Below are 26,859 nucleotides of genomic sequence, written 5' to 3'. Positions count from 1 at the left end.
TCCGGCAGGCGGGTTCGAAATGACATTTTTTAAAAAAATCCCAAATTACAAACACCAAATTTCAAATTGGTTAATTGGGGATTGGTTAAATAGTGATTAGTTAATCGGATTAGATTGTCAAAAAAAAAAGATCTGCGAAGATCTGCGTGATCTGCGGGAAACTTTTTCAAATAGCAATGATCAACTAACAATGAACAGAATTTTCTTAATGGACTTTGCAGATTTTCTTTGTGGCCTTTGCGTGAAAATAGTTAGTAGTCAGTTGATTTTGACAATAATCATCAGTCAGAAATAAGATTTCTCAGTCGCTAAAAAAAGCTCCTTCGAAATGACATTTTGATAAGCTGTTTGTCCTATTCTACCTCCTCGCCTGAACCGGGAATCGATTCGGGCCAGCCTTTCTTGTAGTCTTCCCTGGACTTCTTATAGTTTTCGGCAAGTTCTTCGCTCTCTTTTTTGGTGTAGACCTTTTTTGCCTTTCCAAAGAATTCCTCCTCTTCATCCTCCAAATGATGGTGCACCTTATCGCTCAATTTCTTCATGGTCGCCAGCCAGTGAGGAGAATCCATTTTGGTGGCCTCCAGTTCCTGGATAAGTTCATCGATCTCATGGTGCTCTGCCATTCCATGGCGTGCATCTTCCTGCATACTGTCGGTGTCTATGAGGGGGGAATAAAAATAGCGTTCTTCGGCTACTTCATGGACCTCCAGTTCTTTTCTCAGCTTAGGCCAAAGCTCTTTACGCTCTTTAGATTCTCCTGAAGTCTTTAATAACTTGTCACAAAGATCTCTTTGTATATCATGGTCTTCCCTAATGGCTTCGTAGATGTTCATATTGTAAGAAACTTTTTAGTTGGTAAGTTTTTTTGATCAGGTTTTTCCCTGAAGTCCTAATTTACCCATTTTTGGCCAAATGCCGCGTGTGCAGATGGATCTTTTGTAGAGATTTAGCTTAATTTATAGTTTTCAGGGAAAATTCCGTGTAGACGCTAGTGGGGATTGGGTTGTTGAAGCATGAGATTTGACTGCGTCGAAGCTGCGCTTTCTCAGTCGCAAAAAAGCTCCTTCGAAATGACATTTTTAGAAAATCCCAATTTACAAGCACCAATTTTTTACCCGCCGGAGCTTTTTAGCGGAGGAGGGCCAAAATGGTTGTTCTCGATACAAATCCGTTCCTGCTCCCGCAGATCCGGATTCACCTGCCTAGCGGCAGGCAGGCTCGAACTGACGGGGAATAATTCTCAATTCAAACTGTATATTTTCGAGATTTTAAGCGGCCTATCGAAAATTGATCGTCAAATTCGAAGTGAGATGACGTTTAAATTTTCTGCTGTTTGAGCGAAACGCACCTTTATCGTCCTAAAAATTTTTCCCGCGAGTTCAGAAAATTTAGGCATCGAACGAAAAATTGAGATCCATTTTCGTAAGCCTAGATTTTTTGGTTCTTTTTCATCAATGGAAAAAGAACAGGAGATAAAGATTTCTCAGTCGCAAAAAAGCTCCCCTGCCCGTCTGGCAGGCGGGTTCGAAATGACATTTTTGGCACCTTTTTTCTTAATCCTGGCTATGAAAACATTTTACTTCTTCAAAAAATCCTTCTCCAGTAAAGAATAGATCTCGCTGTCCAGGAACTTCCCATTATAGTAATAATTCTCCCTGAAGTAAGCCTCTTTTTTAAAACCCATTTTTAGGAGGAGGGCGCGGGAGGTTTCATTGGCGGGATTGATATTGGCTTCGATGCTATGAAGCCCGAGGTCATGAAACCCAAAGGAGATCACTGCACGCATGGCTTCTTTCATATAGCCGTGGCCCCAGTAATTGGGATGAAGGGTGTAGCCAACCTCGGCCCGGGCATTGGTCCTGTCGATCTTGTGTAAAATAATATCTCCCATGAAACTTCCCGATTCACCTGCTGTGATCACCCAGAAAAATCCCTTTTTCTTTTGATAGGTTCTCAGGTTCCTGTCTATAAAAGCTTCAGAAGTCTTTAAATCATTGTGCTTATCTGAATCCATGTATTTCATCACTTCCTCATTGGAACGCAATTGCTGCAGCGATGCCGCATCCTTTAGCTCCTGCTTCCGAAGAAACAGCCTTGAGGTCTTTAGCTCCGGAAATTCCTGAAAATATTGCTCGTTGATCATAAGGAGATAAAGATAATCTTAATCTTATTCGAAGATGTGAGGATTTGAAAATTTGATGATGAGGGTGGGTATATTGCAGGCAACAAACACCGAATTCCGGGAAGTGGGGATTAGGGAATGGTTAATTGGGAATTTACATTCTACCATTTTTCCTGATCCCTGACCACTTTTTCAGAAAAGGGCTTTTTCAGGCTCTTTTTAGCTGAGAGGCCAAAGCCAGACCGGCAAACGTTTGGAGGAGGCCGGTGGTGAAGTAGAGGGGTTGCAGGAAATCCTGATATCCTATCCAGATCACCTGCCCTATGATCCAGCCCATTAGGACCAGGCCAAAAACAGTTCCAAATACTGCGAGGTTTTTCTTCTTATTAAAGCTGAGCCACATTCCCAAGATATTGGTTAGTCCAATCAGGAAAAAAAGTACAATCCCCGGCACCAGGTAGTTTGGGAAGGGGGTGTTTTGCAGCCATTCCAAATTCAGGCCGAGGCTTTCACCTGTGGGATCTTCAATAAGCATGAATCCGCCCAGCAATGCACTAAGACCGTTAACTGCCTCCAGGCTTCCCAGAAGAATTCTTAAGATATTGCTTTTTTGCATCCCATTAAATTTAAGAAATATATCTAATACAGCTAAAATTTATCAGCCCCAAAAAAGGTACTTTGGAATGGTATTATGGGGGAGGCAGTAGCTGTTGAATGAATGGCTCATGTAAGAAAAAAAACCTTCCGGAGCGGAAGGTTTTTAAGTTGATGCTATTTTTCTTTTATTGTGCCCTTATTTTCGCCAGCATCTGCTTTCCGTTATCATTTTCGGGATTCATTTCTATTGACTTCTCGTAGTTCTCAATAGCTTTTTCCTTCTGCCCGTCCATCATATATCCTTCCCCAAGGCTGTCATAGGTATTCCAGGATTCAGGAAATTCGGCCACATTGATCTTAAAGACTTCAATGGCTTCTTTGGTTTTTCCGTTTTGCAAGAGCCGGTATCCAATCTGGTTCATTTCAGGTTCCCGGAGGGCATAGGTATCATTAGCTTTCAGCTCCTTGTATTTGGCCAGTCCGGCATTCACACCTTCGTCCATAAAAACCGGAAGTACCTCCATCGCCACAGATTTTTTAGGCATTTCTGCCTCCTTCCCGTGCAGGATATTGTTTATACCAATAGCCATATCTCTCAACCTGGTGCCGCCGGTATTGTTGAGCAGTACGACCAGGTCGTCCTCTTCGGGGAAACGAACGATAAGGGTATTAAAACCATTGATGCCGCCCCCGTGAGCCACAATGGGTATACTGTCATTCGAATTACCTAAAGGCAATGCTCCTATGCTCCAGCCATAGCCGTATTGAGAATTACCATCTGGCATTTGAGGAGTGAACATGAGCTTTTTGGACTCTTCGGAAAGTATCTCATTCTTATACAGTGCCCTGTCCCATTTGTAGAGGTCTTCTACAGTAGAATACAGCGAGCCCGCTGCGTAGGGTAGGGACATATCCAAATATGGCGCGTTAACGTAGCCATCGCCATCTTTTTCATATCCTGTCGCCCTGTTCTTGATGATCGTACTATGGTGGTCATAGCCGGTGTCGTTCATATCGAGTGGGTCCAGTATATTTTCCTGCAGCACCTGCTCATAAGATTTGCCTGTTACTTCCTCAATGATATGGCCCAGCAGGAAATATCCTGAATTGTTGTAAACAAACCGCTCCCCCGGAGTGAATTGCAAAGTGGAATCGGAAAATACTTTTACAAATTCCTTCGGAGTGCGGGGATCCCGGCTTTCTTCCTCAAAGAAGTTTGGAAAAGAAGTGTAACTGGGAATGCCCGAGCTATGGGTGAGCAGGTGGTGGATGGTCACAACATCGGCTGCAGGTCCTTCATAATCGGGAAGGTAAGTTGAAATAGGTGTGTCCAGTTCCAGTTTTCCCTGCTCTGCCAACTGCAGGATCAGGGCGGCAGTGAATTGTTTAGTTATGGAACCTATTCGATGTTTTGTTTCTGGAGTGTTAGGAATGTCATGTTCCATATTGGCCATTCCAAAACCATCTGAAAAAATGATTTTCCCGTCATCTGCTACCAGAACAGAGCCGTTGAATTGATCATATTCATGGTATTTGCTTAGCAGGTTTTCGATCTGCTGAGCTTTATCCTGCGCAAAAAATATTCCGGTGCTCAGGAAGAAAACAGCTGCCAGAAAGCCGTTTTTTTGAAGGGTTTGAATTACTTGCTTCATAACTATAATGAATAATTGGTTACTTGAGAAACCGATCTGGGAGGGAGGTTCTAAGATAATTCAAATTTTTATTATTCAGTGGTTTAGGTGCTAACAAATCTCTCCGCTTTACACTCTTGTAAATTCAAGGAAGTGATTTGGTGATGAGATGATTTGAAGATTTGAAAATGAGAAGAAGAGGAGTATGAGTAACTAAAAATGATCTGTGCATCTGTGGCCTTTTTTCAGTTAACAAACATCAATAAACAACGAACAGGATCTATTTACGGCCTTTGCGGGAAATTTTTATACACATCATGAGATTTCCCGGTCGCAAAAAAAGCTCCCTCGAAATGAGAAAAAAATAAAAGATTGGCCGGTCCCCAGGGTTTAGAAAACTTTAAAATATCTCAATAGAACCAATGCTACCCCTAGAGCATAAATAGCAGTAAAAATTTCCTTGTTGTACTTTGCCAGCCACTCGGGTAAAAAGATGTCGAAATTTGCCTTTTCTGAATCTGAATATTTCCTGGCTATAACCGTGAGCGGACAAAACATTTTGAACAGAAGCAGCACAAGCCCTTCACCAATGACCAATCCAATGGAGATCCAGGTAAAAGTGGTGAGTTTATTTGCAAGACCCGAATAAAAGATATAGAAAATGATAGTCACAAAAAATGCCCACACCAGGGTGTGCAGGAGTTTTATCGCCAGGAGCTTTTTATCCATTTCCATAGCTCATTTGATAAAGGGGCAACCGGTTCAAAATTAAGTAATAAGATCTTAATTTAATTTTTAAATTAAAAAAACCTATTCCCAAACAGGTCTTAAAAAAGACATTTTGAATGCTTTTGTTTTGGCTTCTTCAGGTTGAGGAATTTCTTCTCAATTTGATAAATATCAGGTTCTTCTCTTATTTCCTAAGCTAACTTTGTGACTATCAATGTTCGGGGATTGCCGGGAGGTTTTTTCGGGGCTAAAATTTGGGATTATGAAAAAACAAAGGCGCAGATCTCTGTTTTTCTTTTTTCTCTTTTCACATGGATGGACCTGGTTCTTTCTCTTTTCCATCCTGTTGCTCAATGAAAGCTTCGACAACCTCTTGGGGAAAGTGCTTTTTGGAATAGCGGGCATTGGTCCTTTGTTAGGTGCTATGGCAGCGCTTTTTTTTAGAAGTACTGCAGAAGCCCGACGAAATTACTGGAGAAGGTTAAGGGACCTGTCGCTCATTAGCTGGAAATGGCTCCTGATCATCCCTTTTCTCCCGTTTTTCCTGAAAATCTCCGGGATCATTACTGCCTCTATATTCGGTGGTTCTTTTCCTGCGAATTGGCAGGCGTATTTTGTTCCGGAATTGAGGGAATACCTTAACCCGGGATTTATCATTTTTATTTTTGTATTTGGTCCACTGGTGGAAGAACCTGCCTGGAGGGGCTGGCTGCAGGATTTTTTTCAGAAGAGACAAAACACTTTATTTTCGGGACTTATTGTTGGTGTGGTCTGGGGAATTTGGCACCTGCCCATGTTCGTCATTCCCGGAACCTACCAGTATACTGAAGGCTTCCTCACTGCCGGTTTCTGGATATGGATGGTCGATATAGTTGGCTCTGCAGTGCTGTATGCCTGGATCTTTGTAAATACGGGAGGTAGTATTCCTGCCGCTATTCTTTTTCACTTTTCCATAAATTATTTTGGGGTACTTATTGATTATTCCACAGCTGCCGAAGTGTGGGCTATAGGGATCAAATATTTCGTCATCTTCTATTTAATTCTCAGGCTGGGGCCATCTCTCAGTTCTCCGCTTAAATCCTATGTGTCATGAAAAAGGCAAAATTCCTGCTGCTCGTATTTAGTCTTATGTCCATAATCTGTTTTGGGCAGGAGGATACTATTAGGTTCAAGACCACCTACACACCCTTACCTAATATAAGTTACTCCCCAGATACGCGTCTTGTGCTTGGGGCATTGTTGCTGGTGCAGTTTAAACCCGGCCAGGCAGGGCCGGAGACCCGGGCCTCCAATGCGCTGCTTTCTACTGCTTTTTCCTTTAATGAGCAGAGCAGTGTAGAGGCCGATTATACCATAATATTTCCGCATGAAAGATGGTTCTGGAAAGGTTATGCCTCTTACCAGAAATGGCCGGAAAGCTTTTGGGGAATCGGTCCCGAAACCCTGGAGGAGGATGAGGTCAAAGTGGAATATCAAAAGATTATTTTTCGGCAGAAATTTCTTCAACAGTGGAAATCAAATCTTTTTGCAGGACCTTATTTGCAGTATACCAACATGTTTAATGTAGCCTATTTCCTCAATGAAGATGAAGAGATAAAAGCCCCGGCGGTAACCGGTGCAGAAGGAGGAGCGAACCTAGGCCTGGGTGCGAGCTTTATCTGGGATAAAAGGAACAGCATCATGACCCCCACCACCAACCATTATCTTGAATTTTCCACGCTTTTCTTTTCCACCAACTGGTTTGGAGACTTTAATTTTCAGTCTTACCTGCTGGACGCGAGGAAATACTATGACTTTACTTCCGGCGGAAAGAATGTGCTTGCCTTTCACGCCCGCATAGAACATACTGCGGGAGAAGTTCCATTCCGCGAACTTGCCATGCTGGGAGGGCAGGAGATCATGCGGGGCTATATGAAAGGCAGGTACAGGGACAGAACAGGGGCACAGGTGCAGACCGAGTTTCGTCGCATCCTCACAGGGCGTTTTGGGGTTGTGGCTTTTGGTGCATTGGGAGTTGTTGGCCCCGGCTTCGATGAGCTGCAAACAGAATATATTAAATGGACTGCAGGTGGCGGTCTGCGCTATAATATCAATAAGGCCAATCCTACCTTCATAAGGCTCGATTACGGAGTGGGAAAGGATACGGGAGGTTTTTACGTCACCCTGGGAGAGGCGTTTTAAAGGTATAAGGTTTATTGAAAAAGGTATATTTTATAATGTATAAACTTTACAAAGAGTTTTGAAGATGTGGGGATTTGAGAATTTAAAGAGGAAATGGAAGAAATTCCTAATCACCAGCACTAAATTCCAAGAAGGGTAAATTAGAGAATGGTGCATTGGGGATTAGTTGTTCTGCGAAAATCTGTGTGATCTGCGGGAAACCTTTTTCAATTAACTATGATCATTAACCAATGAACAGGATTTCTTTGTGGCCTTTGCGTGAAACCCACAAGGAAATTCCAAATTACAAGCACCAAATTCTAAAAAATTGATTTGAAGATGTGGGGATTTGAGAATTCGAAAAAGAAGGGCATTTACCGGTTTCTTATGTTGTTATTAATTTCGGTAGGGATTACTTATTGGCTCGCTCCTGTTTTTACTTTTCAGCAGAAAGCGGCCTCAACAAATACTTCTGAAGAATTTATAGCCTTTTTAGACCAGGAGATCCCTCGCTTAATGGAAGCGTACAAAATCCCGGGAGTGGTGATAGGTATGATCTCTGACGGAAGACCGGTCTGGAAAAATGCTTATGGGGCTGCCGATGTGGAGGCGGGTCGCAGGATGACTACCGATACCTATTGCAGGATGGAATCCATCTCCAAATCTGTATCCGCCTGGGGCGTCATGAAACTGGTAGAAGAGGGTAAGATCCACCTGGATACACCCGTTGTGAAATATCTCAAAACCTGGAAATTTCCGCCGTCTCCTTATGACGAAGAGCAGGTGACAACAAGATTGCTGTTGAGTCAGCAGGCGGGGATGCCCCTGGGAACGATTGGTATAAGATATTCCCCAACTTCAGAAAAGCCTTCCCTGCATGAATTGCTTTCAAAAGATGCTGTCCTGCAGGAAGAGCCCGGCAAAGAATTTTCCTATTCCAACACTGGTTTTATTCTGTTGGAACTCTTGATCGAAGAGGTTAAACAAAGAAGCTTTTCTCAATTCATGGAACAGGAGGTCCTGCTTCCCTTGGGGATGCAAAAAAGCAGTTTTGAATGGGATTCGACATTCAGTCCGCCGGTTGCAAACGGGTACGATTCATCCGGAGATCCCATTCCCGTATATGTCTATCCCGACAAAGCTGCAGGAGGTTTGTTTGCCACGCTGGATGATGTGATGCAATTCGTAATTGCAGGTTTTCCGGGGGATCCTCGAAGCAGCCGCGTGCTTTCCAAAGAATCGATCCAAAGTATGTATACTCCCCGGGTGTACATCGCGGGTTTGTATGGAGTTGCTTTCGAGTACTACGGATTTGGTCACTTCATTGATCAGCTTCCAGAAGGGAAAAGGGCCGTCTCCCACGGCGGACAGGGAACCGGATGGATGACCCAATTCTATGCAGTTCCCGAAGATGGAAACGGCCTGGTAATTTTTTCCAACAGCCAGAGGAGTTGGCCTTTTTTTGCAGCTATCCTCAATGAATGGGGCAGCTTTGAAGGATATGGAGCTATTGGCATGGGGAAATTAGTGATCGCTGCAAAGGCCATCTGGTTCTTTTTCGGACTCTTGTTATTCCTGTGGCTTTGGAAAACCTGGCAGGTTTTTGAGGATTTGGGGTCCCAAAAAAGACATTTTGCACCCTTTTCTCCACAGCAGGCATGGAGAAGAAGTTTTTGCCTGCTGATCTTTCTGGGACTTGCCGGGCTGCTGCTTTATGCTATAACTGCTGCCTATTTTGAACCGGCCTCTCTTTTTCCTGTGGCTATGAAATGGTTTGCTTATTTAAGCCTTCTCTATCTTTTATTTCTCGCTGTCATCATTTTATTTCCAATTCAACGGGGAGATGACAGGGTCCTGAAGGGATAAGCTACTTCAAAGAAATTGAGCGCCCGTTATTCTCAGGAATTTTCTAAAAATAACTTCCAATTTCTCAGGATTTTCAATTCAATCTGATAATTGTCATATTTTAAAAAGCATCGGGAAAGTATTTTTACACCACAAATAGTAGGTTATGACAAAGCCTTCCAAAAAGAAGTCCTTTTTCCGTCGTCTTCTGCCTCCCAAAAAATGGGGGCTTGCTGCGGCGATATCAATGGGGGCATTTCTGGGTCTTGGATTTTACGTTTTAAAACTCAGCAACGCTACTTCTTATCTCTCCGATGATCCTAAAGCCTGTATTAATTGTCACGTCATGACGCCACAGTACCTCACCTGGAACAAAAGCTCTCATAGGGAGGTAGCAAGTTGTAACGATTGCCACGTGCCCCAGGATAATGTTTTCAATTCATATTACTTTAAAGCAATGGATGGGCTTTATCATTCCACCATTTTTACTTTACGGGCAGAACCTGAAGTGATTAAGGCGCGGGAGCCATCTGTTGAAGTAATACAGAACAACTGTATTCGCTGCCATGATGCCCGTATCACAGATCCTAAACTTGCGGCAACCGTAGTGGACCATGAGGTGCACAGAACAGACCGCACCTGCTGGGAATGCCACCGGGAAGTACCTCACGGCAGGGTTAAAAGCCTTTCGGCCGTGGGATACCAGATAGAACCTGTTGAAATGCATGTGCCCGAAGACCGGGATGTGATTCCATCCTGGTTAAAGGATTATATAGCCGAAGACAAAGAAATAGATACTGTTTCCACAGTTCGACCAACAAATCCATAAAAACAATAAAAGTCTGCACAACCTGATACTAACCATAGAATTATGAAAAACTGGATCATTTTTATAGTAACCGTAATAGCTGTATTTCTGCTGGCGCTGCTGGCCTATACGATCATGGACCGGCGAGCCGAAGCCCGCTTTGCCTATCAGCCTAAGGTAGAAATAGAAGGGATAGAGCCAAGGGATTCTGTTTGGGGTCTTAACTACCCGAGACAATACCAATCCTATAAAAAAACTGCCGACACGACATTTAAAGGACTTTACAGTACCAGCGGTTTTGCCGATGTTCTCGATGCCCAACCCGAATTGGTGATCTTGTGGGCAGGATATGGTTTTAGTAAGGATTACAACCAGCCAAGAGGTCACGCCCATGCCCTGACCGATATTAGAGCTACTGCAAGAATTGGCTCCCCCTGGGAAAAGGGAGAAGGGCCTATGCCCAGCACCTGTTGGACTTGTAAGAGTACAGATGTGCCACGGCTTATGGATGAAATAGGAGTGACCGAGTTCTACAGCCATAAATTATCTGATTTTGGAAGTGAAATGATCAACCCTATAGGTTGTGCAGACTGCCATGACAGCGAAACCATGAACCTCACAATTACCCGTCCGGCTCTTGTTGAGGCTTTTGAGGCCATGAATAAAAATATAAGTGATGTGTCCCACCAGGAAATGCGTTCCCTGGTTTGTGCCCAGTGCCATGTGGAGTATTATTTTGCAAAGGACTTACCCGGTAAGGAAGGCGCGGCTTACCTTAAATTTCCCTGGGAAGGTGGTTTAACCGTAGAAGCCATGGAAGAATATTACGATAATATCGATTTTGCAGACTGGGTGCATCCATTAAGTAAAACACCTATGATCAAGGCGCAGCACCCCGATTATGAAATCTTCTCCATGGGTGTTCATGCTAAAAGGGGTGTATCATGTGCAGATTGTCACATGCCATATAAAACCGAAGGCGGACAAAAATTCACAGATCACCATATAGGTTCTCCTCTCTCTAATGTTGAAAATTCCTGCTTTGTGTGTCACAGGGAGAAAAAAGAAGATTTAGTGAACGATGTTTATGAGCGTCAACGTAAGATCAAAGAAGGCACCGGGTATTTACAAAAGCAGCTTGCACAGGCCCATATCGAAGCAAAAAAAGCCTGGGAGCTTGGAGCTACAGAAGCTCAAATGGAAGATATTCTGCTTAAAATAAGACACGCTCAATGGCGCTGGGACTTTTCTGTAGCCTCTCATGGAGCAGCTTTCCATGCGCCGCTTGAAACCAGCAGGATAGTAACTTCAGCTACCGGTAAAGTTCAGGAAGCCCGTATCGCCCTTACCCGTCTTTTAGCCGAATTAGGGCAAATTGAACCAGTGGAAATGCCCGATTTGAATGATAAGGACGTGCTGCAAAAATATATTGGCCTTGATATGCCTGAAGAACTTGAAACAAAAGAAAAGTTTCTCGAAGAAGTAATTCCTCACTGGATTAAAGAAGGTAAGGAAAGGGAAGCAAGAACCCTTTCAGTTAAAAAAGTGAGCAGTAGATAATTAGAAAGTTTGTAGTTGCCGGCCGGCCTGAAAATAACAGTTACCGGAATTTTCAGGCTGGCCTTTTTTATATAAAAAATTGGGGGCAGTACTGCTGCCAGAGGTGTCAAGGTTAAATTGATCAAAATGAAATTAGGAAGAATCTTATTGTCCACTAAAGTGTCTTTTTTACTCATAGTTGCCTTTGCAGGAGCAATGGCAGTTGCCACTTTTATTGAAAATGATCACGGCACAGCCGTTGCCAGGGAGTTGGTTTACGAGGCATGGTGGTTTGAAGTGATAATGGTGTGGCTGGCAGTCAATTTTGTAGCTCATATTGGGAAGTACAAATTGTTCACTCAAAAGCGCTGGCCCTTGGGTCTTTTTCATATTGCTTTTGTGCTTATGATTTTAGGAGCCGGAGTTACGAGGTACTTCAGCAATGAAGGGATTATTCATATTAGGGAAGGAGAGACGAAAAACACTTACTATTCGGCAGATAAATTTTTGCAGCTCAGTGAAGAAGGGGTAGGAGAAGGAAACTTACGGTTTGAAAAGCCGCTTGAGATAAGCTCTTATGAATTTAAGCCCCAGGAAGTGGTCGTAAATATAAATGAGAAGATTTTTACGGTCTCCCTTGACAGGTATGTTGAAGGAGCCCGGGGAGAATACCTGCCGGGAAAAGATACTCTTGTTGATATTGCAATGGCCTTTGGGGCAGATCGTGAAGATCATCTCCTTCCAGTAGGAGAAGATCTCCCGTTTGGGAAAATGAAATTGTCTACTTCCAAAGAGGGAACAGGAAACATAAAGGTTTTTAAGGAAGATGGAAAATGGATGATCACAAGTGACAGGAATATGCATGTGGTGGAGATGACAACCCAGGCAATGGGTGTGTTAAAAGCCGGGGAGGTATCTCCCTTACAGGTAAGAAATCTTTACCAGGCAGATAGCTCTGCTTTTCTTGTAAAAGGGGTTTATGAAGGTAAGCAACTGGTTTATTTTGCTGAAGAAGATGAAGAAATTGCCAAAGAACTGCCTACAATGCTAAGGCTAAAGGTAACTAATGCCCGGGGAGAGGAATTATTAAGCACCTACACTCCCATAGTTACAAGGGATCCGCAAAAACACGTATTCTTTGCAGATGGTAAAAAATATTCCCTTTCATATGGTCCCCGCCAGGAGACTTTACCTTTTGCTTTACAGCTCCGGGAATTTCAACTGGAGCGGTATCCGGGAAGTCAAAGTCCTTCCAGCTATGCCAGTGAACTGCAGGTAATCGATGAGGAAGCCAGTTTCCCATACCGGGTTTTTATGAATAATGTTCTCGACCATAAAGGTTACCGTTTTTACCAGGCCTCTTATGATACAGATGAAATGGGGACTGTTCTTTCTGTGAGTCAGGATCGACCCGGTACCTACATCACCTATTTATCTTATACTCTGCTTACCATTGGAATGTTCTTTACCTTTTTTGTGAAGGGTAGCAGGTTCAGCATTCTCAACCGCAGGATCAAAACCATAAATGAAAAGGGGCCAAAAATGCCCGGCGGGATCAAAGTTTCAGAAAATGGATCCCTTAAGGAAGAGGGAATGGAGACAGTACCTAAATTTGTAATTCCGAAGGCTACCGCTCTTACTTTTCTGGCCCTTCTGCTTTCTCTGTTTATTGGGATGAAGATGTATGGGCACAATGAAGTGCCCAATATACGGGAGGCTGTGGTTCCGCTTTCCCAGGCTCAGGCGTATGGCAATCTTGTGGTACAGGATCTTGATGGGCGTATGAAACCTCTCAATACTCTTGCCAACGAGATCACCAGGAAATTAAGCGGTCGCTCCACTATTAGTATTGATCAACCCGGAGGAGAAATTGAACTTACCGCCGAACAATTTTTACTTGCCGTGCAGCTGGACCCGGGAAGATTTAGTGCTTTGCCATTGATCAAGGTTGATGAAAAGAAAGGAGCCGCCATATTTGAAGCTATAGGGCACGCCCCGGTGAGCAGTGTGAGTTTCCAGGAATTGATCGATCCCGATGGAAATTACCTTCTGCAGGGATTGGTAGAGGAAGCCAACAGACTCAAGCCTTCAGAAAGAAACGAAGCGCATAAAGAACTTTTGAAAGTTGATGAGCGATTCAATATTTTCTATGCGATCTTAAGAGGTGACTTTTTAAAGCTCTTTCCAAACCGGTTGGATGAGAACAATACCTGGTTTACTGCTAACCAACATAACATGGGATTTGATGAAGAGGATGCGCTCTTCGTGAAAAGCATCACCCCTCTTTATTTGTCTGCACTTAATAAAGGTATTGCTACAGGTAACTATGCAGAGGCTAACGAAGTGCTGTCTTATATAGAACTGTTTCAGGAAAAAGCCGGGGCAGAGGTGCATCCCGGAGAAGAAAGGCTGCAGACAGAAATTATTTATAATAAACTAAATCTCGGAAACAGGCTGTTTGGAATATTTTGGATCCTTGGGGCGGTAATGCTGGTGCTGGCAATTATTAAGTTGTTTTCACAACCAAAATGGTTACGCTATTCCTGGATTGCAGGTCTTGCAGTTGCCTGGGCAGGATTGGCACTCTTTACCATCCACCTTGGATTGCGATGGTATATCGCGGGACGCGCTCCCTGGAGCGATGGTTTCGAAATGCTGGTTTTTGTGGCCTGGTGTATTCTCCTCTTCGGATTAGTCTTTGAGAAAAAATCACATTTTACAGTACCTCTGGGAATCCTCTTTTCGGGAACCTTACTTTTCGTTGCCTTCCTTGACTGGCTGAACCCCGAGATCACTAATCTTATGCCTGTCCTTCATTCTTACTGGCTCAAGATACATGTAGCAGTTATTGTAAGTGGATATGCACCGCTTGCCCTTGCTGCCCTGCTGGCTCTGCTGAGTTTAATTCTTTTAATATTCAAACCTTTAAAACCTTCGGCAAAATGGTGGAAGAGCATGCAGGAGCTAAGCATGGTAAACGAGATGTCGATCACTATTGGTCTATTTCTTCTTGCTGTAGGTACCTTTTTGGGCGGGGTATGGGCCAATGAGAGCTGGGGCCGTTACTGGGCATGGGATCCAAAGGAAACCTGGGCTTTAATTTCAATTATGGTCTATGCCTTTGTGCTGCACCTAAGGCTTATTCCTAAACTCAAAAACTCTCTGGTTCTCAACATTGCCAGTCTATGGGCATTTTCATCTATTCTTATGACATCGTTCGGGGTGAATTATTATCTGTCCGGCTTACATTCGTATGCTTCGGGAGATCCTGTTCCAATTCCTGGATGGATCTATTGGATGACCGGAATATTACTGGCTATTACTTTTATAGCAATCGTGCGTTATAAAAGAATGTCGAAGCAGGAACAGAAAAACCTGCTGGCAGTATAGATAAGTTGATTTTAAACAAGAAAAACCTTCCCTTGGGAGGTTTTTCTTTTTGCCTCCCATTCAAATTTTAAATTTGGAGCCTATCTTGATTTTTTCTGAAAATGTTTTTTCCTAAGTCCAATAATCTAAGAAATAAGAGCACGAAGAAAAGATTGTGAAAATGTCATTTCGAAGAAGCTTTTTCGCGACCGAGAAATCTCATGATGGTTAACCTGTTATCATTTTCACCGGGGGAACCGGGAATTGATTGGTTTCTAAGAGAGTTAAGTGTTTGTTTGTTCTGCCTGCTGATCACTGCCCACTGCCCACTGCCACTAATCTACATACTTCCCATCACCAACAGGAAGAATAGCAAGGCAATCCCTACAGAAATTAAAGTAGGTTTGATCCAGCTTTTCTTTTTGTAAGAGAATTCGCTGCCAATGAATTTGTTCCAGAAGAACTCGTTTAGAATAGCGGCTCCAATAACATTGGCAATAATGGTCATGCTGGGAGCAAGGCCAAATACCTGCATCACAAGACCGGTGGCAATAAGATAAACAATAGCAAAGATCAATACCCAAAAGGCCTCTTTTGTCTTTCCTAAGATTCTTAGGTTGACGATAAACAGGGCAGCTGCAAAGATCGTGGAGAAAAGAATAGCAAAGATGAGGATGAGGGTTTTTGAATATAATTCGGGTGTTTTTTCTTCCCTGTACTCTTCCTGTCCTATCATTTTAATGTTTTTGGTTAGCGGCCGTAAATTTACAGGTTTTTCCTTGAAAAGAGTAGAAAGGAATTGATTTCAACAGATATTCTTAAGCATTTGTACCGGGCTGACCGCAGTCATATTTTTTTACGGGCGACTGTCATTATTTTGTTGAATTATTAAATTTCTTATAAAAATTTCTCTCATGGGAAAAATTAAAAATAGATGGCTTATAGCCGCATCTGCCGTGGGTATCCACATTTCTATTGGTTCTGTTTATGCATGGAGCGTTTTCACCAAACCCCTTATTCAAAAATTTGGCTGGGAACTTGCCGATACCCAATTTACTTTTAGCCTCGCAATATTTTTTTTAGGGATCTCAGCTGCATTCCTGGGGCATTACCTGGAAAAGAAAGGTCCCCGAAAATCGGGACTGCTGGCGGCAATTTTCTTCGGAATTGGAATAGCGGGTTCTGGCCTTGCAATTTATCTTGAATCCATTTACCTACTCTATCTTTTCTACGGGGTTTTTGGAGGAATAGGTCTTGGTCTTGGGTACATTACCCCGGTATCTACTCTGGTAAAGTGGTTTCCAGATAAACGTGGTCTTGCCACTGGTCTTGCCATTATGGGTTTTGGTTTTGCCGCACTTATTAGTAGTCCGGTAATAGTTTATCTTATTTCTGCAGTAGGAATAGCCAATACCTTCTTTATTATGGGAAGTCTTTATTTTATTATCATCTTTTTCTCATCCCTTTATCTTGCACCTCCTCCTAAAGACTGGGTGCCAAAAGGTTTTCATGTTACAGAAGCTTCGGGAAAGAAAAAGGTACAACAGGACCTCTCTCAGTTAACAGCTAATGAAGCAGTAAAGACAAAGCGTTTCTGGTATTTATGGCTTATGCTTTTTATCAATATTTCCTGCGGAATTGCAATAATTTCGGTTGCCTCGCCAATGGCACAGGAATATGCAGGCATGACTGTGGTCGCTGCGGCTACCATGGTAGGAATTATGGGGCTGTTTAACGGTGCCGGTCGTATAGGATGGGCAAGTTTCTCAGATTACATAGGTAGACCGGCAATGTACACGATCTTCTTTGCCATCCAGGTAGTAGCTTTCTTTATCCTTCCAACAGCAACAAATCCAATTGTTTTTCAGGGTATCATATTTTTGATCCTTTCCTGTTACGGAGGTGGTTTTGCTACTATCCCGGCATATATTGGGGATGTTTTTGGTACAAAACAACTGGGAGCTATCCATGGCTATATTTTAACAGCCTGGGCAGCAGCGGGGATGGCAGGTCCATTGTTCGCCGCCTGGACCAGAACGGTATCAGATAATTATAATGTTACATTGTATTTCTTCGCGGGACTTCTTGTGGTAGCGTTGATCTTCTCTTTCCTTATTCAAAGAGACATTAAGAAGCTAAAGGCAAAAAATCTAAGAACCGAAATTAGGACACAACCTGTAAGCCCGGGATTGGAAGTTGTGAAAACTTAACTGTTCCTATTTAATTCATAAAAAAGATGAAGCGTTCAGCTTCATCTTTTTTTTGCTTTTTTCTTAAATGTAGCAGAGGTTTTTTTAATTGGCATACTATTAATTCTCACATTATAATTTTAGTTATCAACTAAAACGATTGAAGAATTCTGCCGGCTGTAGGGAACGCCAAATCCTGATAATTGTCATATTAGAGCTGTGATTTCTGACGGAAATTTGCTTTGAAATTAAAGGAAGAGGTACTTGTCAATAATTGGGTAATACCTTCTTCAGCTAAAACAAAAATTATGCTTAACCTATCTCAAGAAGTACTCGCGCTCCGCGAAGGAGCCTGGAACAGGAAGATCGATGTCAGGGATTTTGTGACATTAAACGTGAGTCCTTATTATGGGGACGCTTCTTTCCTGGCCGGTGCCACCGAAAGAACAAAAGAACTGTGGGAAACCTGCCTTATCGCAATGAAGGAGGAGAGGGAAAGGAATGGCTGCAGGGCTATTGATACAGAAAATATCTCCAGTATTACAAGTCATGGACCAGGTTATATCAATAAAGATCTTGAAGTAATTGTAGGTCTGCAAACAGATGAGCTTTTAAAACGAGCCATGAAGCCTTTTGGCGGAATTCGTGTGGTGGAAGGAGCAGTGGCCGAAAAAGGTCAGCAGGTAACGCAGCGTGTTAAAGACGTTTTTAATTATACTAAAGACCATAACAACGCTGTGTTTGCTGCATACGATGAGGAGATAAGGAATTATCGTTCTCAGGGAATTCTTACTGGATTACCCGACAATTATGCCCGCGGAAGGATCATTGGAGATTACCGCCGTTTAGCCCTTTACGGAATAGATCGTCTTATTGAAGCAAAAGAAGAGGACAAGAGGCTTGTGGATGGCGAAATGACCGAACATAAAATTAGGTTAAGAGAAGAGATCACAGATCAAATTATAGCTCTTAAAGACATCAAAAAGATGGGTGAAATGTATGGTCTAGATCTTGCAAGACCTGCACAAAACGCCCGGGAAGCAGTACAATGGGTGTATATGGCCTACCTCGCCGCTGTAAAAGAACAGGATGGTGCCGCGATGTCTTTGGGTAACGTTTCTTCTTTCCTTGATATTTTTATTGAGAAAGATCTTGCTGAAGGTATTATTACTGAAGAAGAGGCACAGGAATTTATTGACCAGTTCGTAATGAAGCTGCGCATGGTTCGACACCTGCGTCCGGAAGCTTATGATGAGATCTTTGGTGGAGACCCAACCTGGGTGACCGAAGCTATTGGTGGCCAGTTCAATGACGGCAGAACAAAGGTTACTAAAACTTCTTTCCGGTTTTTACAAACTCTTTACAACCTTGGAGCTTCGCCCGAACCAAACCTTACTGTGCTTTGGTCACAGAATCTTCCTGAAGGATTTAAAGAATTTTGTGCTCAGGTATCTATTGATACTTCCTCAATACAGTATGAGAATGATGATTTAATGAGAGAAGTAAGAGGATCTGATGATTATGGGATCGCATGTTGCGTTTCCTACCAGGAACTCGGGAAAAGAATACAGTTCTTTGGAGCGCGTGTAAACCTTCCAAAAACTTTATTAATGGCTCTTAATGAAGGTCGCGAAGAAAATTCGGGTCAGTCTTTACTGGAGGGAATACCTTCCCTGCAGGATGAGTATTTGGACTACGAGGCAGTAATGGCCAATTTTAAAAAGTCTATGGTGGAAGTGGCAAGGGTTTATTCCAAGACCATGAACATCATCCATTACATGCACGATAAATATTACTACGAGAAAGCACAATTAGCTTTTGTAGATTCAGATCCCGGCATTGACATGGCTTATGGAATAGCCGGAATATCGATCATTGCAGATTCTCTTTCGGCAATTAAATACGGTAAAGTAAAACCTATACGTAATGAAGATGGGCTTACTGTAGATTTTAAAGTAGAAGGGGAATATCCAAAATTCGGGAATGACGACGAGAGAGTGGATAACATTGCCCGTGAGATCACCAAATTCTTTTCTCAGGAACTGGCAAAACATAAATGTTATAAAAATGCATTTTCCACGCTTTCTCTGCTCACCATTACCTCAAATGTAATGTACGGCAAAAAGACGGGCTCAACCCCCGATGGCAGAAAAGCAGGAGAAGCATTTGCTCCCGGTGCGAACCCTATGCACGGTCGCGATGAACATGGAGCTATAGCTTCTTTGAACTCTGTTGCCAAGCTGGATTACCGTGACGCGCAGGATGGAATATCAAACACCTTCTCAATAGTACCCAAATCTCTTGGCAGCGACAGGGAAGCACAGATCGATAACCTAACAGGATTATTGGATGCTTATTTTGGATTGGGTGGTTTCCATCTCAATGTCAACGTGCTCAACAGGGAAACCTTAATGGATGCTTACGAGCACCCCGAGAATTACCCGCAATTAACAATAAGGGTTTCGGGATATGCCGTGAATTTCATAAGGCTTTCAAAAGCACATCAACTGGAGGTGATCGCAAGAACCTTCCACGAAAGAATGTAAGTTTAAGTTTAGGATTGAGTTTTTAATTAACGTCAGGAGATTTCAGCCTTCCCCCCTAAAGCGATCTCCTGATGTTTTTTTATTACTTTATACAAAATACAGGATTATGATAAAAGATGGTTTGCTGGTTGCACAGGAAGTAGAACAATTGAACACGGGATCTTCTCAACAACTTAGAGTGCATTCCATTGAATCTTTTGGAACCCATGATGGCCCCGGTATTCGAATGGTGGTATTTGTCCAGGGATGCCAATTTCGCTGTCTTTACTGTGCTAATCCCGACACAATGGATGTAAAGGGCGGGCATTTTTTGGAGATCGAAGAGCTTGTAAGCAGGGCGATCAAACAGAAGCCTTACTTTAGAAAAAAAGGAGGGGTTACCGTATCCGGTGGAGAACCGCTACTGCAACGCAGCATCATTAAAAAACTTTTCGACAGGCTGCATGAAGAAAACATCAATACGGTACTTGATTCCAATGGCCGTCTCATTGATAAGCCTGCAAAGGACCTGCTGGATGTAACCGATCTGCTAATGCTGGACGTGAAGCATTTCAACAATGAATGGCACAAAAAACTTACCCGCGTTTCTAATACCAGCACTTTTAAAGTAGCCGAATACAGGGAGTCCACGGGAAAGCCTATGTGGCTAAGATATGTGCTGGTTCCTGGTTGGAGTGACCAGGAGGAGCATTTACATGGGCTTGGACAACATTTTAAAAACTACAAAACTATAGAGCGGGTAGAGATCCTGCCTTATCACCAGTTAGGGGTGCATAAGTGGGAAGCTTTGGGAATGGAATACAAGCTTAAAGATGTAAATCCACCCGACACTCAAATCCTGGAAAAAACTGCAGCCATTTTCAGGAATTACTTTCAGGATGTGCGGGTGAATTAAAAAACACCGATATGCTCAAGAATCAAGAAGCAAGAATTAAGAATTGTTGGTGATAATAAATTTCCATTTGATCCCTTGCTTTTTTTAGGAAGACACGTTAAATCTTGTACCAAATGCCTGATCTTTGCAGCGGAAAATTGTTTTTCAAAAAGCCATTTTTAAGTGGTTTATCGACGGTTGAAAGTAATTAAAATCAGATCTTAAATGTCTTCACTCCTTGACTTCCTTAGCGTTGACTATGTTGCTCTGTTCATAATCATTGGTATAGGTATCATTCTGGGTAAGGTATCCTTTAGGGGTCTCTCCCTGGATTCTTCGGCCGTGATTTTTGTTGCCATGTTCTATGGCTATGTAATGTTTTCTCAGGGCATTGAGTTTGCCTTTCCGGGAATCATTCAGCAAATAGGGTTATTGCTTTTCATCTTTACTATTGGAATGCAGGCCGGGCCCACTTTTTTTGAAGTTTATAAGTCGCAAGGAATGAAACTTATAAGTATGGCTTTTTTGACTGTTGTGGTGGGTGCTATTACAACTTTTGTCTCAGCCATCGTTTTTGATATTGACTACAGGATCTCTGTAGGCTTGTTTTCGGGAGCGCTAACCAGCACGCCGGGTCTGGCAGCAGCTATTGAAGCTACGGGCTCATCTTTGGCATCTATTGGATATGGGATTGCTTATCCTTTTGGGGTTGTAGGGGTAATCCTTTTCGTTAGGCTGATTCCAAAAATTTTTGCCACCAATATGGCTAAGGAAGAACAGAAATATGCAGAAGAAACCCAAACCCAAATCCCTGAAGTTACCCATAAGAATTTCATAATAACCAATGAGAATGCCGACGGGAAAACTATTAGGGAATTAGATATTAGGCTAATGACCAAGGCGAATATTTCCAGGGTCATGAGGGCAAATGAAACGTCCATTCCCCCTGCAGCAGATCTTGTTCTGCGAAAGGGTGATCTCGTACGTGCTGTAGGGACGAATGAAGCGCTCAAAAGAGTAGAATTGCTTTTAGGAAAGCCAACAGAGATCGATATCCCCGAGAGCGGTATGTTTGAAGTAAGATGGTATGTAGTTTCAAAACGTAATGTGGTAAACAAAACCTTAGGGGAATTAAACTTAAGAGAGAATTATAAAGCTACCGTTACCAGGATTAGAAGGGCAGGTATTGATCTGCCTGCAAGACCATCTGTAAAACTAAAATTTGGTGACCGGCTTTTTATTTCCTCCACCAGGGGAAATGTCAATGGTCTCAGTTTGCTTTTTGGTGATAGCATGAAGGAAGTGGAAACTACCAGTTTTTTACCGGTAGCACTGGGTATCGTAATTGGCTTGGTCCTGGGGAATATTGAAATACCTCTTCCCGGGGGAAGCTCATTTTCACTGGGTCTTACAGGCGGGGTATTGTTAGCTGCCCTTGTTTTGAGCAGAATTGGAAAAACAGGACCAATTTTATGGAATCTTCCGGGAACCGGAAATCACATCCTCCGGCAATTTGGTCTTTTACTCTTTTTAATTCCTGTAGGCCTGGCTGCAGGAAGCCAGTTAGGTCCTACCATACAGGAGTATGGGCTGAGTCTCTTTGCAATTGGGGCGGCGATAACTTTAATCCCAATGATCTTTGTAGTCCTGGTAGCCAGGCTTTTTCTTCAAATGAATTTTCTGTCAGTGTTGGGAGCTTTGACAGGTGGTATGACCAGTACCCCGGGGCTAAGTGCTGTTGATTCAATGACAAGTAGTGAAGGCCCACAGGTAGCTTATGCAACTGTATATCCTTTTGCGCTGGTTGCTATTATCATTTTCACCCAGGTTCTTAGTTATATTTTATAAAAAACGGGACAAAGGATCTATGGATAAGAGGGTCTAAACTTTTCCAGACACTATTCCGGTTATATTTAATTCTGTAATAGAACCATATTATTCCCTCATTTTTGGAGGGTATTGGGATTTACGTTTATATTTAAATTCCCAATATTTCTCCATGAAAAAGATCTTTACTGCCGTTATTATCTTCATTCTCCTCGCCCTTGGAATTGTTGCTTACATCTACTATCCCCGTCTTAATCTCATCACCGGTTTTGCAGCGAAGAACCATTGTTCCTGCGTATTTGAAGCCAATCGTGATCCCGAGACCGTAGCTTCCCAGGACAACGGCTTTGACCCTGTAGATCTTGCAGACTATGAAATAGATTATGATAAACGTTCAGCTTCAGCTACTGTCTTTGGGCTTAAAAAGCGTACGGCACAGTTTAATCCCGGACTCGGTTGCACTCTTCTTCCCGAAGGAAGTGATAAAAATGACCTGCCGGAAGCAAGCCCGCAGCGGGTGCAAACTCCTGTTGCAGCGCCTTATCCCTATGGACATGAGAGTCCGCGGGATACGGTTTTTGCTGAAGTTAATGCTGCTCAGCTGGAAACAGCACTTGAAAATGCCTTTTTAGAGGAGCATAAAACCAGGGCTGTCGTAATTCTTTATAAAGATCACCTAATAGCCGAAAGATATGCGCCGGGTTTTTCTGAAGACACAAAATTATTGGGCTGGTCCATGACTAAAAGTATTACCAGTGCCGTACTCGGGGTGTTGGAAAAACAGGGAGAAATTGATCTGGAACAGGACCACCTTTTCCCGGAATGGGAGGAGGATGAAAGAAATCAGATCACGATCAATGATCTCCTGCACATGAACAGCGGACTCGCCTGGGAAGAAGATTACACTAAAATATCAGATGTTACAAAAATGCTTTTTCTGGCCGAAGATATGAGTGAAGTGCAGCTTTACAAACCCCTGGTTGGCGAGCCGGGTAGCATCTGGAACTATTCCTCGGGTACCTCTAATCTTCTATCAGGCCTTATTCGGGATCAATTTAGTTCCTACCGGGATTACCTGGACTTTTGGTACAAGGAACTTATTGATAAGATAGGAATGCATTCCATGACCCTGGAAACCGATCTTGCCGGGAACTATGTAGGATCTTCCTATTCCTGGGCCACTGCCCGCGACTGGGCAAAATTCGGTTTGCTGTACCTTAATGAGGGGAACTGGAATGGGGAACAGATCATCAACAAAGATTGGGTGGAATACACTGTAAAACCTGTCGAGGGCTCCAATGGTGAATATGGTGCACATTTTTGGCTCAATGCCGGCGGATTATATCCCGATGTGCCGCGGGATCTGTTTTCAGCTAACGGTTTCCAGGGGCAGCATGTGTTTATTATTCCTTCGAAAGACCTGGTAGTGGTTCGTCTGGGACTGGTGGAGCACCCCGATTTTAATATTAATACATTTCTGCAAGAAGTAATAAAAGCTGTAGACTCTTCTTCTGAATGATTCGTAATTCAGAACGCTACGCAATTGAATTTTAAGGGATCGAGGTGCGAGGCAGGCAGGCCTGGAGCAATTTTTTTCCGAATAAGCAAAAGTTAAGAAAACCCGGTTAATGCTAAAATTGTGCTAAATCTGCAGCAGTTTAAAATTTGAAGCCAGTTCCCGCGTTTTACAGGCGCAAACCACTATAAATAATTGTATTATGAAAGAACTGAAGCTTTTTAGCCTGGCAATTGTGGCCATGCTCACTTTTAATTCCTGTTCAAGTGATGATGATGGCGGAGATAATGGAACAGATGTGGATCTCAACCTCACAGCGCCACGAGCCGATAATCATGTGAACACAGCCGCGCTACCACAGGTAATCCTTGATTACATAAGTACCCATTACCCCGAAAACACCATTTATGAGTCCGAAATTGAGGATAACAATAATTACGAGGTAGAGCTCAACGACGAAACAGAACTTATTTTTGATCAGCAGGGAAACTTCCTGGGAATTGATGACGATGATGACGATGATTTTGGAGATGAGCACATTGCACCGGCAAGTCTTCCTGAAAACATAAGGAATTTCGTCACCACATACTTCCCCGGTACCACCATTGAAGAAGCAGAAAAGGAAAACAATGGGAATTATGAAATTGAACTCTCCAATGATGTAGAATTGATCTTTGACGCCGACGGGGAATTCCTGGGCCGTGCAGACGATGATGATAACGATGACAAGGATGATGATGACATTGCAGTATCAGAATTGCCGCAGGTGATAAGAGATTATATAGCCGAAAATTATCCAGACAACAGCATCATTGAAGCCGAAAAAGAGGATGACAATTCTTTTGAGGTTACTTTGAACAATGGTATGGAGCTAAAATTTGATTCTGGAGGTGCTTTCGTGAGCGTTGATGATCACAATGGAGATGATGACGATGATGATGATGATGACGACGACGATGACAATAGTGATGGTTAATCTTGAAATAAAATAAAGTTTAAAAGGCCGCAGAAATTCTGCGGCCTTTTTATTTGATCCCTAATAGGATCCAGTTCATCTAAAAGAGAAGTGTAGAAGTGAAAATTAATTGACAGCAGAAAATGCTTTTTTTGAACCTCTAGCCTTTGTGATCATAGCTTAGTACCCGTTTTAGGATCCATTTTTCATCTTCCAGGAGCCATACATGAGTAAAAAGAGCAGTACTGGTTTGGTACAGTTCCTTCCCCGGCTCCTTAATGAAGAAATCATGCCGCCCCTTTTGAATTGCGCCGTATAATTTGCCGTTCTGGTACAATGGATAGACCTGCAGGCTTTCTGCATCTAATTTTCTAAATGGTTTTTTGTTAGGGGAGGAGCAAATGTTGTTTCGCACATTGTTGAGGAAATCTTTTTTATTCGTGGTAAGGCCTCCCTGGTCGTGATAAAATTCAAGATCCTCACTTATTAGATGCTCAAAAGCAGCGATGTCGCAGTGGTTAAACCCTGCATCGAACAAAAGGCTGTCCTTCTTTTTTAGGGTTTGGAAAAGTTCAGAATCTCTGGCTTCCTGGGAAAGAACAGGCAGAGTAATGAAAAATGCGAAAAAAGAATAAAGAAATGCTTTAATTACCATTTTTAGAAGGTTTAGAAAGTATTGATGAAAGTATATTTTGAAGTTCTTCAGGCTTTTGTGTTCCAAGACAAAATTTCTTACCGTCTTTAAGTTCCACCGCCAAACCCTTGCTACCTTTTACATTATAAATTGTCCCGTAAGAGGTAAAAAGCCGTATCCCCCAACCGCCAACAAAGCCGTAATCCACCACCTTGGCAGAAGCTATTTCGTGCCATTGATAACGCCTTTTGATAAATGGGAAAAACCGGTACCTTATCCCTTCTTTGTCAACTTGTGTCACTAACCGCATGACCAGGAAGAGAAGGCTTACCACTAGGAGTATTAAGGCTCCCAGGTTGGCAGGGGCCGTATAGAAAAGTAAAGCACCAAGAGACAGTAATAATAGCCACAACCACCATTGGGAGAATTTTTGTGATTCCTTGAAAACGCTCTCTCTCATTCTTTAAAGCTAAGAAATATTCTGTTCTGGTCGTTTTACAGGTTCCGTAGAAAATTAGTGGAAGATGAATAAAAAATTGGGAAGCCAATTTTAATTTTAGAACCTTAAACTTTTCTAAGAAAGATTTGGTGTAAGAATAGTATGCTATACCTTCACCTGCTCAACCAAAATTTCTCATCTTTTTTATGGACATTTTTCTTCAAGTAGACACCTGGATCGCGCTCCTCACATTGACTTTTATGGAGATCGTTCTGGGCATTGACAACATTATTTTTATCTCTATTGTAGCAGGCAAACTTCCCAAAGAACAACAAAATAAGGCCCGTCTTGCAGGTCTTTCTCTTGCTTTGATAATGAGGATTGCTTTATTGTTTAGCATCACCTGGCTCATAAGTTTAACCGAACCCGTTTTTTCTATGTTTGGGTATGATTTTAGTTGGCGTGATATTATACTGGCCGCCGGGGGAATCTTCCTGCTTCTCAAGTCAATTATGGAAATTCACTCAAAAGTGGAAGGAGATGAACATGAGCATGAACTAAAACAGATTTCCTCTTTTGGTTATGCCATATTCCAGATCGTCATGCTGGACATCATTTTTTCATTCGATTCTATTTTGACGGCAGTAGGTTTGACAGATGAACTTGTACTTATGGTTATTGCCGTCATAGTCTCCATTATCGTTATGATGATCTTTGCCAAAGCTATTGGAGAATTTGTGAACAAATACCCCACTATACAAATCCTCGCACTGTCTTTCCTTATTTTAATAGGATTTATGCTGGTCATGGAAGCATTGCAATATCATGTTCCTAAAGGATATATTTACTTCGCGGTATTCTTCTCTCTTTGTATCGAAATGCTAAACATAAGATTTAGGAGTAAGCAAAAGAAATCTACTACAACCTAACCGTTTAACGTTAAAAACGGGTATTTCGTCGAATATTTATTGAATTTAAACTAAACCTTTGTTAATGATCCTGAACGATAAAAGGTATTTTTTACATTTAAACAAGAATTAAGAATTAATGAAGTTTAAAATTAATAAAGCGGTTGTTTT

Annotated in this window: 21 protein-coding genes; 13 read left to right on the top strand and 8 right to left on the bottom strand. The window is 42.5% G+C overall.

What is annotated here, in order from left to right:
- Positions 1-353 precede the first annotated feature (353 nt).
- From OU683_RS15535 to OU683_RS15515, 5 genes are all read right to left on the bottom strand, one after another.
- A complete protein-coding gene (locus OU683_RS15535; RefSeq protein ID WP_268139944.1) occupies positions 354-833 on the bottom strand; it encodes a hemerythrin domain-containing protein in 480 nt (159 codons plus the stop codon).
- 743 nt (positions 834-1,576) lie between these two features.
- Entirely contained in the window at positions 1,577-2,143 is a 567-nt protein-coding gene (locus tag OU683_RS15530) for a GNAT family N-acetyltransferase (protein WP_268139942.1), read from the bottom strand.
- A gap of 187 nt (positions 2,144-2,330) precedes the next feature.
- Positions 2,331-2,738: a hypothetical protein gene (locus tag OU683_RS15525; RefSeq protein ID WP_268139940.1), complete on the bottom strand. Its 408-nt coding sequence runs from the start codon at positions 2,736-2,738 to the stop codon at positions 2,331-2,333.
- A 166-nt stretch (positions 2,739-2,904) separates the two neighbouring features.
- Positions 2,905-4,371, bottom strand: coding sequence for a serine hydrolase (locus OU683_RS15520; protein ID WP_268139938.1), 1,467 nt, complete (start codon positions 4,369-4,371; stop codon positions 2,905-2,907).
- Between the two features lie 369 nt (positions 4,372-4,740).
- Positions 4,741-5,079 (bottom strand): hypothetical protein, encoded by a 339-nt coding sequence (locus tag OU683_RS15515; protein ID WP_268139936.1) that lies wholly within the window; start codon positions 5,077-5,079, stop codon positions 4,741-4,743.
- Between the two features lie 262 nt (positions 5,080-5,341).
- On the opposite strand from OU683_RS15515, the gene OU683_RS15510 reads away from it, so the two are divergent.
- From OU683_RS15510 to OU683_RS15485, 6 genes are all read left to right on the top strand, one after another.
- The gene (locus tag OU683_RS15510; protein ID WP_268139934.1) at positions 5,342-6,172 is read left to right on the top strand and encodes a CPBP family intramembrane glutamic endopeptidase; all 831 of its coding nucleotides are present in this window, start codon (positions 5,342-5,344) and stop codon (positions 6,170-6,172) included.
- Entirely contained in the window at positions 6,169-7,260 is a 1,092-nt protein-coding gene (locus tag OU683_RS15505; RefSeq protein ID WP_268139932.1) for a BamA/TamA family outer membrane protein, read from the top strand. Before OU683_RS15510 ends, OU683_RS15505 begins: the two co-directional genes overlap by 4 nt.
- 366 nt (positions 7,261-7,626) lie before the next feature.
- Positions 7,627-9,105 carry a serine hydrolase domain-containing protein gene (locus tag OU683_RS15500; RefSeq protein WP_268139930.1) on the top strand — a complete coding sequence of 493 codons (1,479 nt, stop codon included), beginning with the start codon at positions 7,627-7,629 and terminating at the stop codon, positions 9,103-9,105.
- 145 nt (positions 9,106-9,250) lie between these two features.
- Positions 9,251-9,913 (top strand): cytochrome c nitrite reductase small subunit, encoded by a 663-nt coding sequence (gene nrfH, locus OU683_RS15495; protein ID WP_268139928.1) that lies wholly within the window; start codon positions 9,251-9,253, stop codon positions 9,911-9,913.
- Between the two features lie 42 nt (positions 9,914-9,955).
- Complete coding sequence (gene nrfA, locus OU683_RS15490) at positions 9,956-11,452, top strand: ammonia-forming cytochrome c nitrite reductase (RefSeq protein ID WP_268139926.1); 1,497 nt, start codon at positions 9,956-9,958, stop codon at positions 11,450-11,452.
- A 126-nt stretch (positions 11,453-11,578) separates the two neighbouring features.
- Positions 11,579-14,821 carry a cytochrome c biogenesis protein gene (locus OU683_RS15485; RefSeq protein ID WP_268139924.1) on the top strand — a complete coding sequence of 1,081 codons (3,243 nt, stop codon included), beginning with the start codon at positions 11,579-11,581 and terminating at the stop codon, positions 14,819-14,821.
- Between the two features lie 319 nt (positions 14,822-15,140).
- Here the strand turns inward: OU683_RS15485 and OU683_RS15480 are convergent, their stop codons facing one another.
- Positions 15,141-15,536: a hypothetical protein gene (locus OU683_RS15480; RefSeq protein WP_268139922.1), complete on the bottom strand. Its 396-nt coding sequence runs from the start codon at positions 15,534-15,536 to the stop codon at positions 15,141-15,143.
- Between the two features lie 178 nt (positions 15,537-15,714).
- Between OU683_RS15480 and OU683_RS15475 the strand changes: the two genes are divergently transcribed.
- The 6 genes from OU683_RS15475 to OU683_RS15450 all read left to right on the top strand — a co-directional run bounded on the left by OU683_RS15475 (position 15,715) and on the right by OU683_RS15450 (position 24,728).
- On the top strand, positions 15,715-17,010 hold the full coding sequence (locus OU683_RS15475) for an L-lactate MFS transporter (protein ID WP_268139920.1): 1,296 nt from the start codon (positions 15,715-15,717) through the stop codon (positions 17,008-17,010).
- 287 nt (positions 17,011-17,297) lie between these two features.
- On the top strand, positions 17,298-19,535 hold the full coding sequence (pflB, locus tag OU683_RS15470; protein ID WP_268139918.1) for a formate C-acetyltransferase: 2,238 nt from the start codon (positions 17,298-17,300) through the stop codon (positions 19,533-19,535).
- 106 nt (positions 19,536-19,641) lie between these two features.
- Complete coding sequence (pflA, locus tag OU683_RS15465; protein WP_268139916.1) at positions 19,642-20,430, top strand: pyruvate formate-lyase-activating protein; 789 nt, start codon at positions 19,642-19,644, stop codon at positions 20,428-20,430.
- Positions 20,431-20,634: 204 nt separating this feature from the next.
- The gene (locus OU683_RS15460) at positions 20,635-22,257 is read left to right on the top strand and encodes an aspartate:alanine exchanger family transporter (RefSeq protein ID WP_268139914.1); all 1,623 of its coding nucleotides are present in this window, start codon (positions 20,635-20,637) and stop codon (positions 22,255-22,257) included.
- A 151-nt stretch (positions 22,258-22,408) separates the two neighbouring features.
- Positions 22,409-23,755: a serine hydrolase domain-containing protein gene (locus tag OU683_RS15455; RefSeq protein ID WP_268139912.1), complete on the top strand. Its 1,347-nt coding sequence runs from the start codon at positions 22,409-22,411 to the stop codon at positions 23,753-23,755.
- 199 nt (positions 23,756-23,954) lie between these two features.
- Entirely contained in the window at positions 23,955-24,728 is a 774-nt protein-coding gene (locus tag OU683_RS15450) for a PepSY-like domain-containing protein (RefSeq protein WP_268139910.1), read from the top strand.
- A gap of 139 nt (positions 24,729-24,867) precedes the next feature.
- On the opposite strand, the gene OU683_RS15445 is transcribed toward OU683_RS15450, so the two are convergent.
- Entirely contained in the window at positions 24,868-25,362 is a 495-nt protein-coding gene (locus OU683_RS15445; protein WP_268139908.1) for a nuclear transport factor 2 family protein, read from the bottom strand.
- A complete protein-coding gene (locus OU683_RS15440; RefSeq protein WP_268139906.1) occupies positions 25,352-25,801 on the bottom strand; it encodes a hypothetical protein in 450 nt (149 codons plus the stop codon). The genes OU683_RS15445 and OU683_RS15440 overlap by 11 nt, the downstream gene beginning before the upstream one ends.
- 185 nt (positions 25,802-25,986) lie before the next feature.
- Between OU683_RS15440 and OU683_RS15435 the strand changes: the two genes are divergently transcribed.
- Positions 25,987-26,709, top strand: a complete 723-nt coding sequence (locus OU683_RS15435; protein ID WP_268139904.1) for a TerC family protein — start codon at positions 25,987-25,989, stop codon at positions 26,707-26,709.
- Positions 26,710-26,859 lie beyond the last annotated feature (150 nt).

It is taken from the genome of Salinimicrobium sp. TH3, assembly GCF_026676115.1.
Taxonomy (GTDB): domain Bacteria; phylum Bacteroidota; class Bacteroidia; order Flavobacteriales; family Flavobacteriaceae; genus Salinimicrobium.
The sequence above is the reverse complement of the archived record's forward strand: the minus strand, read 5'-3'. Positions and strand labels throughout refer to the sequence as shown.